Consider the following 14,660-nt stretch of genomic DNA (forward strand, 5'->3'; position numbering starts at 1 on the left):
TTACAGGCTTCCCCCCGAAATGATGGACATCAACGAGATTCGCGAATACCTGCCTCACCGTTACCCGTTCCTGCTGGTGGACCGTGTAGTGGACCTCAACGTCGAGGAAAAGCGCATTCGTGCCTACAAGAATGTCAGCATCAACGAACCATTCTTCAACGGTCACTTCCCTGCGCATCCAATCATGCCGGGCGTGTTGATCATCGAAGCGATGGCCCAGGCTGCCGGTATCCTTGGTTTTAAAATGCTCGACCTCAAGCCTGCCGATGGCACGCTTTACTATTTCGTGGGCTCCGACAAATTGCGCTTTCGCAACCCGGTCACCCCGGGTGACCAGTTGATCCTGGAAGCCAAGTTCATCAGCTGCAAGCGCCAGATCTGGAAGTTCGAATGCCAGGCCTCGGTGGACGGCAAGCCGGTGTGCTCCGCTGAGATCATCTGTGCGGAACGCAAACTATGAGTTTGATTGACCCTCGCGCAATCATCGATCCGTCGGCCGTTCTGGCCGCCGACGTTGAGGTCGGCCCTTGGTCGATCGTCGGCGCAGGTGTTGAAATCGGCGAGGGGACTGTCATCGGGCCACACGTGATCCTTAAAGGTCCGACCCGGATTGGCAAACACAATCGCATCTACCAGTTTTCCTCGGTAGGTGAAGACACTCCGGACATGAAGTACAAAGGTGAAGAAACGCGCCTGGTAATCGGTGACCACAACATCATCCGAGAAGGCGTGACCATTCACCGTGGCACGGTGCAGGATCGTGCAGAAACTACCTTGGGTGATCACAACCTGATCATGGCCTATGCGCACATCGGCCATGACAGCGTGATCGGCAACCATTGCATCCTGGTCAACAACACTGCGCTGGCAGGCCATGTGCACGTTGACGACTGGGCGATCCTGTCCGGCTTCACCCTGGTGCACCAGTATTGCCATATCGGCGCCCACAGCTTTTCCGGCATGGGCACTGCGATAGGCAAGGACGTTCCTGCATTCGTCACCGTGTTCGGCAACCCGGCTGAGGCGCGCAGCATGAACTTCGAAGGCATGCGCCGTCGCGGTTTCAGCGAAGAGGCGATTCACGCGCTGCGCCGGTCCTATAAAGTGGTTTACCGCCAGGGGCTGACGGTTGACCAAGCGCTGACCGAACTGACCGAGCCTGCCGCGTTGTTCCCGGAAGTCGCGATATTCCGTGACTCGATCCAGGCTTCGACTCGCGGCATCACTCGCTAATCATGGCTAGTCTGCGTATCGCGCTGGTCGCCGGAGAAGCTTCAGGCGATATTCTGGGCGCCGGTTTGATGCGGGCCCTCAAGGCCCAGCACCCTGCGGTGGAGTTTATCGGCGTGGGTGGCCCGCTCATGCAGGCCGAAGGTCTCACGTCTTACTTTCCCATGGAGCGTCTGTCGGTCATGGGGCTGGTCGAAGTGTTGGGCCGTCTGCGTGAGCTTCTGGCTCGCCGCAAGCTGCTGATTCAGACCCTGATCGAAGAAAAGCCTGACGTTTTTATCGGAATCGATGCGCCGGATTTCACCCTCAATATCGAACTCAAGTTGCGTCAGGCCGGAATCAAGACCGTGCACTACGTCAGCCCATCGGTATGGGCGTGGCGTCAGAAGCGGGTGCTGAAGATTCGTGAAGGCTGCGACTTGATGCTGACTTTGCTGCCGTTCGAAGCCAAGTTTTACGAAGAGAAGGGCGTACCGGTCCGATTTGTCGGCCACACCCTGGCCGACACCATTCCCTTGCAGGCCGACCGCGCCGCCGCCCGTGCTGAGCTAGGCCTGGCCGACGGTCCTCTCGTCGCGCTGATGCCGGGCAGTCGTGGTGGTGAAGTGGGCCGTCTGGGGGCGCTGTTTTTTGATGCCGCCGAGCGCCTGCAGACGTTGAAGCCTGGCATACGTTTCGTGTTGCCGTGTGCCAGCCCGCAACGCCGTGCACAAATCGAAACGCTGCTTGAAGCACGCAACCTGCCGGTGACCTTGCTGGACGGTCAATCGCACCTGGCCCTGGCGGCTTGCGATGCGGTACTGATCGCATCGGGCACCGCCACACTGGAGGCCTTGCTCTACAAGCGCCCAATGGTTGTGGCTTATCGCCTGGCGCCGCTGACCTTCTGGATTCTCAAGCGTATGGTCAAAAGTCCTTACATCTCCTTGCCCAACCTGCTGGCTCAGCGTCTGCTGGTGCCGGAGTTGTTGCAGGACGATGCAACGCCTGAGGCGCTTGCGCAAACTCTACTACCCTTGATCGATGGCGGCGAAGAGCAGACCCGTGGTTTCGACGACATTCACCGTACCCTGCGCCGTGATGCGTCGAACCAGGCGGCAGATGCTGTGCTGACCTTGATCGGCCATAAACAGGAAGCCTTATGACGAAGCAAATGGGCCTGGATTTCAGCCTGGTTGCCCAAGCCCACGAACTGGTGGCGGGTGTTGACGAAGTAGGGCGTGGCCCGTTGTGTGGCGCAGTCGTTACGGCGGCGGTGATTCTTGATCCGAACCGCCCGATTCTCGGCCTCAACGATTCGAAAAAACTCACCGAAGCCCGTCGTGAAAAACTGTACGACGAGATCTGCGAAAAAGCCCTGAGCTGGCATATCGCTCGGGCCGAAGTCGAAGAAATCGACGAGCTGAATATTCTCCACGCCACCATGCTGGCCATGCAGCGCGCGGTGGAAGGCCTGCACATCACGCCAAAAATGGCAATGATCGACGGCAACCGTTGCCCGAAATTGGCAATGCCCTCAGAGGCGGTAGTCAAGGGCGATAGCAAGGTTCCAGCCATTGCCGCGGCCTCGATCTTGGCCAAGGTCAGCCGTGATCGTGAAATGGCCGCGTTCGAATTGATCTACCCCGGCTATGGCATCGGCGGCCATAAAGGCTACCCGACGCCCGTTCATCTGGAAGCCTTGGCTCGCCTCGGCCCTACACCGATCCACCGCCGTTCGTTCGCCCCGGTGCGTCAGGCTTACGAGCTGCGTGAGAGCCTCGGCGAGGTTTAGTCGCGAGGCTGATGTTTTGCTTAAGGCCCGGTACAATCCGGCCTTTAAAGCGTAGCGAGCGCCGGTAAGGCAAGGCGAGCAGCAGCGAGAAAGCGGAGTTGGCTTTAGCCAATGAGCATTTCGAGGCGCTGTTCAACGCAGCATTACCAAGCGCAGTAGCTTTAAATGCCGGATTTCCGGGTTTTGTTGTTTCTAAGTTTAAGACAGGATCACTATGCCGGCTTCATTCGTTCACCTGCGCCTGCACACTGAATACTCCCTGGTCGACGGCCTGGTACGGATCAAACCGCTGGTCAAAACCCTGGTGGGCATGAACATGCCTGCGGTAGCGGTGACCGATCAGAACAACATGTGTTCCCTGGTCAAGTTCTACAAGAACGCCATGGGCGCCGGCATCAAGCCGATTTGTGGCGCCGACCTGTGGCTGTCCAACAAAGACCCGGATAACCCCCTGAGCCGCATCAGCCTGTTGGCGATGAACGGCGTGGGTTATCGCAACCTCACCGAACTGATTTCCCGCGGTTTTATCGACGGCCAGCGTAACGGCTCGATCATCATCGAGCGCGAGTGGGTGGCCGAAGCGAGCGAGGGCTTGATCATGCTCTCGGCGGCCAAAGAGGGCGAGATCGGTATCGCGCTGCTCGGCGGCAACCCGCAGGAAGCCGAAGTGCTGGCCCGCGAGTGGATGGCGGTTTTCCCCGACCGCTTCTACCTGGAAGTCCAACGTACCAACCGCCCCAATGATGAAGAGCATCTGCACGCCGCCGTGGGCCTGGCTGACAAGCTGAGTGCGCCTCTGGTCGCGACCAACGATGTGCGCTTTATCAAGAAGGAAGATTTCGAGGCCCACGAAACCCGCGTGTGCATCGGCGAAGGCCGGGCCCTGGATGACCCGCGCCGCTCGAAGAACTACAGCGAAGAGCAGTACCTCAAAAGCGCCGACGAGATGGCCGAGCTGTTCAGCGACCTGCCCGAGGCCCTGGAAAACTCCGTCGAAATCGCCAAGCGCTGCAACATCGAAGTGAAGCTGGGCAAGCACTTCCTGCCCAACTTCCCGATTCCCGATGGCATGACCATCGACGAGTATTTCCGCAAAGTGTCCTTCGATGGTCTGGAAGATCGCCTCAGCGTTCTGCTGCCCAAGGACACCACTGAAGATTACGAGGCCAAACGCCAGGTCTACGTTGACCGGCTGAATTTCGAGCTGGATATCATTATCCAGATGGGGTTCCCCGGTTACTTCCTGATCGTGATGGACTTTATCCAGTGGGCCAAGAGCAACGGCGTGCCGGTAGGTCCGGGCCGGGGGTCAGGTGCCGGTTCGCTGGTGGCCTACGTGCAGAAGATCACCGACCTCGACCCGCTGGAATATGACCTGCTGTTCGAACGGTTCCTGAACCCGGAACGGGTTTCCATGCCCGACTTCGACGTCGACTTCTGCATGGACGGTCGCGACCGCGTGATTGAGTACGTGGCCGAGAAATACGGCCGCAACGCGGTCAGCCAGATCATCACGTTCGGTTCCATGGCGGCCAAGGCGGTAATTCGTGACGTGGCGCGGGTGCAGGGCAAGTCCTACGGCCTGGCGGACCGCTTGTCGAAGATGATCCCGTTCGAAGTCGGCATGACCCTGGAAAAGGCCTATGAGCAGGAAGAAATCCTGCGTGACTTCATCAAGGTTGATGAAGAAGCTGCCGAAATCTGGGACATGGCGCGTAAGCTCGAAGGTGTGGTGCGTAACGTCGGTAAACACGCCGGCGGTGTAGTTATTGCGCCGACCAAGCTCACCGACTTCTCGCCGATTTATTGCGATGAAGAAGGCGGCGGCCTGGTTACCCAGTTCGACAAAGACGACGTTGAGGCCGCCGGCCTGGTGAAGTTCGACTTCCTCGGCCTGCGGACCCTGACCATCATCGACTGGGCGCTGAAGACGATTAACCGCGAGCGCGCTAAGGTCAACGAAGAGCCGCTGGATATTGCCTTTATCCCGCTGGACGACAAACCGACCTACCAGTTGCTGCAAAAAGCCGAAACCACGGCGGTGTTCCAGCTCGAGTCGCGCGGCATGAAGGAGCTGATCAAAAAGCTCAAGCCCGACTGCCTGGAAGACTTGATCGCACTGGTGGCACTGTTTCGTCCCGGCCCGCTGCAATCGGGCATGGTGGATGACTTCATCAACCGTAAGCACGGTCGCGCCGAACTGGCGTACCCGCACTCCGACTACCAATACGAAGGCCTCAAGCCGGTACTGGCGCCGACTTACGGCATCATCCTGTATCAAGAACAGGTGATGCAGATCGCCCAGGTCATGGCCGGTTACACCCTCGGCGGTGCAGACATGCTGCGTCGCGCCATGGGTAAGAAAAAGCCCGAGGAAATGGCCAAGCAGCGCGGCGGTTTCATTGAAGGTTGCGCCACCAACAATATCGACGCGGACCTGGCCGGTAACATCTTCGACCTGGTAGAAAAATTCGCCGGTTATGGCTTCAACAAATCTCACTCCGCCGCCTACGGCCTGGTGTCGTACCAGACCGCTTGGCTGAAAGCCCACTACCCGGCGCCGTTCATGGCCGCGGTACTCTCGGCGGATATGCACAACACCGACAAGGTCGTGACCTTGATCGAGGAAGTGCGCACCATGAAGCTGCGCCTCGACGCGCCGGACGTGAACGCCTCTGAGTTCAAGTTCACGGTGAACGACGAAGGCCGCATCATTTATGGCCTGGGCGCGATCAAAGGGGTGGGCGAAGGCCCAGTGGAAGCCATTACCGAAGCGCGCCAGCATGGGCCGTTCACGGACCTGTTCGACTTCTGTGCGCGGGTTGACCTTAAACGCATCAACAAACGCACCCTCGATGGTTTGATCCGCAGCGGCGCACTCGACCGTCTCGGCCCGTATTTCCATGATGAGCCGAAGGCTTACCAAGCGAATATCGACCGCAACCGTGCAGTGTTGCTGACCGCCATGGAAGAAGCGATCAAGGCCGCCGAGCAGACTGCCCGCACCCACGACAGCGGTCACGCCGACCTGTTTGGCGGGTTATTCGTTGAAGAAGACGCGGATGTGTACGCCAACCACCGCAAGGCCAAGGAGCTGACCCTCAAGGAACGGCTCAAGGGCGAGAAAGACACCCTGGGCCTGTACCTTACCGGTCACCCGATTGACGAATATGAAGGCGAAATCCGCCGTTTCGCCCGTCAGCGCATCATTGACCTGAAACCGGCGCGAGACACTCAGACCGTCGCTGGCATGATCATCGCCCTGCGGGTGATGAAAAATAAGAAGGGCGACAAGATGGGCTTTATCACCCTCGACGACCGCTCGGGCCGGATCGAGGCCTCGCTGTTTGCCGACGCCTTCCATTCCGCACAGTCGTTGCTGCAGACTGATGCGATGGTGGTGGTGGAAGGGGAGGTCAGCAACGACGACTTCTCCGGCGGCCTGCGCCTGCGAATCAAGCGGGTGATGAGCATGGAAGATGCGCGCACCAACCTCGCCGAAAGCCTGCGTTTGAAGGTCAAGACCGAAGCCCTTAAGGGCGATCAGCTACGCTGGTTGGGTGACCTGCTCAAGCGCCACCGTGGCGCGTGCCCGGTGACCATGGAGTACACCGGCAATGACGCCAAGGCGATGTTGCAGTTCGGGGAGACGTGGCGAATTGATCCCGCTGATGGCTTGATTCAAGCTTTGCGTGACCAGTTCGGGCGAGACAACGTCTTCCTCCAATACCGTTGACGGTCAGATATGTCTGATCTCGACTGAACATTTAATCTCGACCTAAACACGCCTCTCCCTTAAGGTAGGGCGCGAATAGACAACCGGCTGGCCAGGCACTCCTTGGCCGTCGACCCAAGACGGACGCTTATGAACCCGAATTTTCTTGATTTCGAACAGCCGATCGCTGACCTGCAAGCCAAGATTGAAGAATTGCGCCTGGTCGGCAATGACAATTCGCTGAATATCGGCGATGAGATCGCTCGCCTGCAAGACAAGAGCAGCACGCTCACCGAAGACATCTTCGGCAAGCTGACCAGTTGGCAGATCGCGCGCCTGGCTCGCCACCCGCGCCGTCCGTACACCCTGGACTACATTCAGCACATCTTCACCGAGTTCGACGAGCTGCACGGCGACCGCCACTTCTCCGACGACGCGGCCATCGTGGGCGGTATCGCTCGCCTGGACGACCAGCCGGTGATGGTGATCGGTCACCAGAAAGGCCGTGAAGTGCGCGAGAAAGTTCGTCGCAACTTCGGCATGCCGCGCCCTGAAGGCTACCGTAAGGCGTGCCGCCTGATGGAAATGGCCGAGCGCTTCAAGATGCCGATCCTGACCTTCATCGACACCCCGGGTGCTTACCCAGGTATCGACGCCGAAGAGCGCAACCAGAGCGAAGCGATTGCCTGGAACCTGCGTGTCATGGCGCGCCTGAAAACCCCGATCATCGCCACCGTGATTGGTGAGGGTGGTTCCGGCGGTGCACTGGCCATTGGCGTCTGCGATCAACTGAACATGCTGCAATATTCGACCTACGCGGTGATCTCGCCGGAAGGTTGCGCCTCGATCCTGTGGAAAACCGCCGAAAAAGCGCCGGACGCTGCTGAAGCCATGGGCATCACGGCTGATCGCCTCAAGGGCTTGGGTATCGTTGATAAAGTCATCGCCGAGCCATTGGGCGGCGCCCACCGCGACCCGGCCGCCGCGGCCGCGACCATCCGCGCGGAGCTGGGCTCGCAACTGGCGATGCTCAAGAAGTTCGATAACGAGGCGCTGCTGGCCCGTCGTTACGAGCGCCTGATGAGCTACGGTCTCTAAAGTCGACGCTACGATCGTTCCCACGCTCTGCGTGGGAACGCCGGCTGGGGCGCTCCGCGTCCCGAGGGCGGTGCAAGGCTTGAGCCCTGCGCATAGGTGACGCGGAGCGTCACGCGATGCATTCCCACGCAGAGCGTGGGAACGATCATGCTCGGGGTGCTTCGATGACATCGGTCCTATCTGCCAAACTTCTGCAAACCCTGGCTCCCTGGCGCAGCGCCTCGGCCTGGCATATCGCATTCTCGGGTGGTCTGGACTCCACCGTTCTGCTGCACCTCCTGGCCACCCTGGCAAACACCGACACTCTTCCACCACTCAGCGCAATCCATGTCCACCATGGCCTGCAAGCTGCCGCCGACGCCTGGCCCAGTCATTGCCAAGCAGTATGTGACCGCCTGGGCGTGCCCTTGCGGGTGATGCGCGTGCACGTCCAGCCCGGCGCCAGCCTTGAGCGTGCAGCGCGTGACGCGCGTTATCAGGCGTTTAGTGAGGCCACCGGGGCAGGGGAGGTGTTGCTCACCGGGCAGCATCGCGACGATCAGGCTGAAACCTTGTTGTTTCGCCTGCTGCGTGGGGCCGGCGTGCGCGGGTTGGCGGCAATGCCCGCACATCGCCCTTTGGCGGGTGGCCACTTGGTGCGGCCGCTGCTGAAAGCCTCGCGTGCTGAATTGGAAGCCTACGCCCGTGAGCATCAGTTGGCCTGGATCGAAGATCCCTCCAATGCTGATCCACGCTTCTCGCGTAATTACCTGCGTCACCGTGTTTTCCCCGCGCTGACGCAGCGTTGGCCCCAAGCAGTTTCCAGCCTGGCTCGCACTGCTGAGCATCTGAGCGAAGCCCAAGGCCTGCTCGACGAGTTGGCGCGCATGGACCTGCAAGCCGCCGATCAACCTTCGCCGTTTCCCTGGCTGGCTTTGCCGTCGCTGGTGCTTGCGCCATTGCGCGAACTTTCCGACGCCCGTCAACGCAACGTCCTGCGCCACTGGCTGACACCGCTGACCCGTTTACCCGACAGCGACCACTGGGCCGGCTGGTATTCCCTGCGTGACGCCAAGGGCGACGCACAGCCGCTGTGGCGCCTGGCCGATGGTCAGTTGCATCGTTGCGGCGAACGCCTTTGGTGGTTGCCCACCACTTGGTCGGAATTTTCCGACGCATCGGTGAGCTGGCCCTGCCCGCAAAACCCACTAGAGTTACCCGGCAATGGCCAGCTGAAATTTATCGGCAAGGCCCCCGAAGGCCCGTTTGTGGTCCGTTACCGCCAGGGCGGCGAAATCATTGAAGTGCCAGGTCGGGGCCGGCGTGACTTGAAGCGTCTGCTTAACGAATGTGGGTTGCCGGGCTTCGTGCGTGGCAGATTGCCGCTGCTCTATCAGGGTGAGCAATTGCTGGCTGTCCCAAGCCTTGCGGGGCTATGGGCCATGCCGCCGCGTGACTGGCAATTGGATTGGATGCCACAGACTTGCGATCAAGGTTTGAGCTGATAGAGCCTTTCCGGTAGACTACGCTCCCTTCTTGATACAACTTCTGTGGATTCGACTGAATCGCAGCAGTTGCCGATTACCAAGCAGTCTTTGCTGGGCGATTCCAAAAAATGTGTAGCGATCAACGTACCGGTGTTTCATTGCTGGTCTGTCACAACGCGGCGGTTTTTTTGAAAGGTGCACTGTGATTAATGCAGGTGATCGGGGGCTTCGGCCTTCCTTCGCTTTCCCCGGCGGCTCGGACCGCTTTAACGCAGACTTCTAGGGTTTTTCATGACGCGCTACATATTCGTCACGGGCGGTGTTGTTTCTTCATTGGGGAAAGGCATTGCCTCCGCTTCATTGGCGGCCATCCTGGAGGCGCGGGGACTTAAGGTCACCATGCTCAAGCTGGACCCGTACATCAACGTTGACCCGGGCACCATGAGCCCGTTCCAGCACGGTGAAGTGTTCGTCACACACGACGGCGCCGAAACCGACCTGGACCTGGGCCACTACGAGCGGTTCATCCGCACGACCATGACCCAGAACAACAACTTCACCACCGGCCGCGTCTACGAGCACGTGCTGCGCAAAGAGCGCCGTGGTGACTACCTGGGTGCAACCATTCAGGTGATCCCGCACATCACCGACGAAATCAAGCGCCGCATCATCAAGGGTGCAGGCGATGCTGACGTGGCGATGGTCGAGATCGGTGGCACCGTGGGTGACATCGAATCCCAACCGTTCCTCGAAGCTATCCGCCAGTTGCGTTTCGAAGTCGGCGCCAAGCGCGCGATGCTGATGCACCTGACACTGGTGCCGTACATCGCCACCGCTGGCGAAACCAAAACCAAGCCTACCCAGCACTCGGTCAAGGAACTGCGTTCCATCGGCCTGCAGCCGGACGTGCTGGTGTGCCGCTCCGATCACCCGATCGACATTTCCTCGCGTCGCAAGATCGCGCAATTCACCAACGTTGAAGAGCGTGCGGTGATTGCCCTGGAAGACGCCGACACCATCTACAAGATCCCGGGCATCCTGCACTCGCAAGGCCTGGATGATTTTGTGGTCGAGCGTTTCGGCCTGCAGTGCAACGGTGCGGACCTGTCCGAGTGGGAAGCCGTGGTCGACGCCAAGCTCAACCCTGAGCATGAAGTCACCATCGCCATGGTCGGCAAGTACATGGAGCTGCTGGATGCGTACAAGTCGCTGATCGAAGCGATGAGCCACGCCGGTATCAGCAACCGCACCAAGGTCAACCTGCGCTACATCGACTCCGAAGACATCGAGAACCAGGGCACCGCGCTGCTCGAAGGTGTTGACGCGATCCTCGTGCCCGGCGGTTTCGGCCTGCGTGGCGTGGAAGGCAAGATCACCGCCGTGCAGTTCGCCCGTGAAAACAAAGTGCCGTACCTGGGTATCTGCCTGGGCATGCAAGTGGCCGTTATCGAGTTCGCCCGTAACGTGCTGGGCTGGAAAGACGCCAACTCCACCGAGTTCGATCACACCAGCGGCCACCCGGTCGTGGGCTTGATCACCGAGTGGGAAGACGCTACCGGCGCCGTTGAAACCCGCACCGAAAGCTCCGACCTGGGCGGCACCATGCGCCTTGGCGCGCAGGATTGCCTGCTGGAGTCTGGCTCGCTGGTTCACGATTGCTATGGCAAGGACGTGATCGTCGAGCGTCACCGTCACCGTTACGAAGTGAACAACAACCTGCTGCCGCAAATCAAAGAAGCCGGCCTGAAAGTCTCCGGTCGCTCCGGTGATGGCAAGCTGGTTGAAGTGGTCGAGGCTCCGGATCATCCGTGGTTCGTGGCCTGCCAGTTCCACCCTGAGTTCACCTCGACCCCGCGCGACGGTCACCCATTGTTCAGCGGTTTCGTTAAAGCTGCACTGACGCAACATCAGAAGAAGGCGTAAACCTGATGGCCCAGAAGATCATTCGCGTAGGCGACATCGAGATTGCCAACGACAAGCCCATGGTGCTGTTCGGCGGCATGAACGTGCTGGAAAGCCGCGACATGGCGATGCAGGTCTGTGAAGAGTACGTAAAGGTTACCCAGAAACTCGGTATCCCTTACGTGTTCAAGGCCAGCTTTGACAAGGCCAACCGTTCGTCCGTGACCTCTTATCGCGGCCCGGGCCTTGAAGAAGGCATGCGGATCTTCCAGGACATCAAGCAAGCCTTCGGCGTGCCGATCATCACCGACGTCCACGAGCCTGAGCAGGCTGCCGTGGTCGCCGAGGTGTGCGACATCATCCAGCTGCCGGCCTTCCTGTCGCGCCAGACCGACCTCGTGGTCGCCATGGCCAAGACCGGCGCTGTGATCAATATCAAGAAAGCCCAGTTTCTCGCGCCCCAGGAAATGAAGCACATCCTGAGCAAATGCGTGGAAGCGGGTAACGACCAGTTGATCCTCTGCGAGCGTGGTTCGAGCTTCGGCTACAACAACCTCGTGGTGGACATGCTCGGTTTCGGCATCATGAAACAGTTCGAATACCCGGTGTTCTTCGACGTGACCCACGCGCTGCAAATGCCCGGTGGTCGCGCCGACTCCGCCGGCGGGCGGCGTGCCCAAGTGCTGGACCTGGCCAAGGCAGGCATCAGCCAGTCGCTGGCGGGCCTGTTCCTGGAAGCCCACCCGGACCCGGACAATGCCAAATGCGACGGCCCATGCGCTCTGCGCCTGGACAAGCTGGAGCCGTTTCTGGCCCAGCTCAAGCAGTTGGACGAACTGGTCAAGAGTTTTCCGACAGTAGAGACCGCGTAAGCGCCATTTCTCCGGTAGACTTTCCCTCGCTTTACGCTCAGGCCTGCGGGCCTGAGCCTTGTCGCCTGCAAGCCTGCCCGTTGTTCCACCCTTGCGGTCGGTCAAAAGATTTCCTTCAGCTGCGTCGTTTTCGTCAACTTTGGAGTGTTTACAACAATGGCAAAAATCGTCGACATCAAAGGTCGTGAAGTTCTCGACTCCCGTGGCAACCCCACCGTCGAAGCCGACGTGCTTCTCGATAACGGCATCATCGGCAGCGCGTGCGCGCCGTCCGGTGCTTCCACGGGTTCGCGCGAAGCGCTGGAACTGCGTGATGGCGACAAGAGCCGTTACCTGGGCAAAGGTGTACTCAAGGCTGTAGCCAACATTAACGGCCCGATCCGTGACCTGTTGCTGGGCAAGGACCCGCTGGACCAGAAAGCCCTGGACCACGCGATGATCAAGCTCGACAACACTGAAAACAAAGGCAGCCTGGGCGCCAACGCCATCCTCGCTGTGTCCCTGGCTGCTGCCAAGGCCGCTGCCCAGGACCAGGACCTGCCGTTGTACGCACACATCGCCAACCTGAACGGCACCCCGGGTGTTTACTCGATGCCGGTGCCGATGATGAACATCATCAACGGTGGCGAGCACGCCGATAACAACGTCGACATCCAGGAATTCATGGTGCAGCCGGTTGGCGCCAAGACCTTCTCCGAAGGCCTGCGCATGGGCACCGAGATTTTCCATCACCTCAAAGCTGTGCTGAAGGCTCGTGGCCTGAGCACCGCCGTGGGTGACGAAGGTGGTTTCGCACCGAACCTGGCGTCCAACGAAGATGCACTGAAAGTGATCTCCGAAGCTGTTGCCAATGCTGGCTACACGCTGGGTACCGACGTGACCCTGGCTCTGGACTGCGCTGCCAGCGAGTTCTACGAAGATGGCAAGTACAACCTGGCCGGCGAAGGCCACGTGTTCACCTCCGAAGGTTTTGCCGACTACCTCAAAGGCCTGACCGAGCGCTACCCGATCATCTCGATCGAAGATGGCCTGGACGAGTCCGACTGGGCGGGCTGGAAAGTTCTCACCGACAAGATCGGCGAGAAAATCCAACTGGTTGGCGACGACTTGTTCGTGACCAACACCAAGATCCTGAAAGAAGGCATCGACAAGAAGATCGCCAACTCGATCCTGATCAAGTTCAACCAGATCGGCACCCTGACCGAAACCCTGGAAGCCATCCAGATGGCCAAGGCTGCGGGCTACACCGCCGTGATCTCCCACCGCTCCGGCGAAACCGAAGATTCGACCATCGCCGACCTGGCCGTGGGCACTTCGGCTGGGCAGATCAAGACCGGTTCCCTGTGCCGTTCCGACCGCGTTTCCAAGTACAACCAATTGCTGCGTATCGAAGAGCAACTGGCAGGTAAAGCCAAGTACAACGGTCGCAGCGAGTTTCGCGGCTGATTGTTAAATGGTAAAAAGTCGACAGGTCGCAGCCGAAAAATCTCGATAGAGTAGTTTTCGGCGCTAATCTGATGGCTACCAAGCACAAGCCTGGTTCTTCCAGGCTTCGTGCTATCAGTTGCTTAACAAGTTTTGCATGGCTGTCTTTTTTTACTGGATACCCGGATTTCGATGCGCAGTCCCAATTGGTTGTTCCTCGTCTTGCTCTTGTTGCTGGCTGGCCTGCAGTACCGCCTATGGGTGGGTAATGGCAGCTTTGCGCAGGTGGAAGAGTTGACCCAGCAAATTGCCGACCAGCACGCCGAAAACGAACGTCTGCTGGAGCGCAACCGCGTCCTCGATGCCGAAGTGCTTGAGCTGAAAAAAGGTACGGAGACCGTTGAAGAGCGGGCCCGTCATGAATTGGGCATGGTCAAGGAGGGCGAAACCCTCTACCAGTTGGCCCAATGAATCACCCTTTGCCGGCCTTCTGGGCCGTGATTCCTGCCGCGGGCGTCGGTGCCCGTATGGCCGCGGACCGTCCCAAGCAGTACCTGCAACTGGGCGGGCGCACTATTCTCGAACACAGCCTCGGCTGTTTCCTCGACCATCCAGCGCTTAAGGGTCTGGTGGTCAGTCTGGCGTCTGATGACCCTTATTGGCCCACGCTGGCGTGCGCCACCGACCCACGTATCCAACGTGCCGACGGTGGGTCAGAGCGCTCGGGTTCGGTACTCAATGCGCTGCTGCACCTGAATGCCCTGGGCGCCGATGACGACGACTGGGTGTTGGTGCACGATGCGGCGCGGCCGAACCTGGGCCGTGATGACTTGGACAAACTCCTGGCTGAACTGGCGCACGACCCAGTTGGCGGCTTGCTGGCCGTCCCCGCACGCGACACCCTCAAGCGCGCCGACAAGCACGGGCGCGTGGTCGAAACCGTGGACCGCAGCCTGATCTGGCAAGCCTATACACCGCAGATGTTCCGCCTGGGCGCCTTGCACCGGGCCTTGGCCGACAGCCTGGTGGCTGACGCCGTGATCACCGACGAAGCCTCGGCCATGGAATGGGCCGGCCAGGCGCCACGCCTGATCGAAGGGCGCGCGGACAATATCAAGGTCACCCGCCCCGAAGACCTCGAGTGGCTGCGCCAGCGCCGGGCTTATCAAGCGTCCTGA

The 14,660-nt window shown here is 59.7% G+C and carries 12 protein-coding genes; all 12 read left to right on the forward strand.

The features are described 5' to 3' along the window. The first annotated feature begins 19 nt into the window (after nucleotides 1–19). Complete coding sequence (gene fabZ, locus KZH41_RS08000; protein ID WP_003172281.1) at nucleotides 20–460, forward strand: 3-hydroxyacyl-ACP dehydratase FabZ; 441 nt, start codon at nucleotides 20–22, stop codon at nucleotides 458–460. Then, entirely contained in the window at nucleotides 457–1,233 is a 777-nt protein-coding gene (lpxA, locus tag KZH41_RS08005; protein WP_263274647.1) for an acyl-ACP--UDP-N-acetylglucosamine O-acyltransferase, read from the forward strand. Before fabZ ends, lpxA begins: the two co-directional genes overlap by 4 nt. A 2-nt stretch (nucleotides 1,234–1,235) precedes the next feature. Beyond that, the gene (gene lpxB, locus KZH41_RS08010; protein WP_406979137.1) at nucleotides 1,236–2,375 is read left to right on the forward strand and encodes a lipid-A-disaccharide synthase; all 1,140 of its coding nucleotides are present in this window, start codon (nucleotides 1,236–1,238) and stop codon (nucleotides 2,373–2,375) included. Further along, the gene (rnhB, locus tag KZH41_RS08015; protein ID WP_094950044.1) at nucleotides 2,372–3,004 is read left to right on the forward strand and encodes a ribonuclease HII; all 633 of its coding nucleotides are present in this window, start codon (nucleotides 2,372–2,374) and stop codon (nucleotides 3,002–3,004) included. The genes lpxB and rnhB overlap by 4 nt, the downstream gene beginning before the upstream one ends. 214 nt (nucleotides 3,005–3,218) lie before the next feature. After that, nucleotides 3,219–6,740 (forward strand): DNA polymerase III subunit alpha, encoded by a 3,522-nt coding sequence (gene dnaE, locus KZH41_RS08020; RefSeq protein WP_242154769.1) that lies wholly within the window; start codon nucleotides 3,219–3,221, stop codon nucleotides 6,738–6,740. Nucleotides 6,741–6,869: 129 nt separating this feature from the next. Beyond that, complete coding sequence (locus tag KZH41_RS08025; protein WP_064451162.1) at nucleotides 6,870–7,817, forward strand: acetyl-CoA carboxylase carboxyltransferase subunit alpha; 948 nt, start codon at nucleotides 6,870–6,872, stop codon at nucleotides 7,815–7,817. 164 nt (nucleotides 7,818–7,981) lie between these two features. Then, on the forward strand, nucleotides 7,982–9,301 hold the full coding sequence (gene tilS, locus KZH41_RS08030; protein ID WP_263274648.1) for a tRNA lysidine(34) synthetase TilS: 1,320 nt from the start codon (nucleotides 7,982–7,984) through the stop codon (nucleotides 9,299–9,301). Nucleotides 9,302–9,574: 273 nt separating this feature from the next. Continuing rightward, nucleotides 9,575–11,206 carry a CTP synthase gene (locus tag KZH41_RS08035; RefSeq protein WP_094950041.1) on the forward strand — a complete coding sequence of 544 codons (1,632 nt, stop codon included), beginning with the start codon at nucleotides 9,575–9,577 and terminating at the stop codon, nucleotides 11,204–11,206. Nucleotides 11,207–11,211: 5 nt separating this feature from the next. Then, the gene (gene kdsA / locus KZH41_RS08040) at nucleotides 11,212–12,057 is read left to right on the forward strand and encodes a 3-deoxy-8-phosphooctulonate synthase (RefSeq protein WP_048719919.1); all 846 of its coding nucleotides are present in this window, start codon (nucleotides 11,212–11,214) and stop codon (nucleotides 12,055–12,057) included. A 156-nt stretch (nucleotides 12,058–12,213) separates the two neighbouring features. Next, nucleotides 12,214–13,503, forward strand: a complete 1,290-nt coding sequence (eno, locus tag KZH41_RS08045) for a phosphopyruvate hydratase (RefSeq protein WP_094950040.1) — start codon at nucleotides 12,214–12,216, stop codon at nucleotides 13,501–13,503. A gap of 171 nt (nucleotides 13,504–13,674) precedes the next feature. Beyond that, nucleotides 13,675–13,953: a cell division protein FtsB gene (ftsB, locus tag KZH41_RS08050; RefSeq protein WP_057723188.1), complete on the forward strand. Its 279-nt coding sequence runs from the start codon at nucleotides 13,675–13,677 to the stop codon at nucleotides 13,951–13,953. Next, the gene (gene ispD, locus KZH41_RS08055) at nucleotides 13,950–14,660 is read left to right on the forward strand and encodes a 2-C-methyl-D-erythritol 4-phosphate cytidylyltransferase (protein WP_094950039.1); all 711 of its coding nucleotides are present in this window, start codon (nucleotides 13,950–13,952) and stop codon (nucleotides 14,658–14,660) included. The genes ftsB and ispD overlap by 4 nt, the downstream gene beginning before the upstream one ends.

Origin of the sequence: Pseudomonas sp. YeP6b, assembly GCF_025642995.1 — a bacterium.
Lineage (GTDB): Bacteria > Pseudomonadota > Gammaproteobacteria > Pseudomonadales > Pseudomonadaceae > Aquipseudomonas.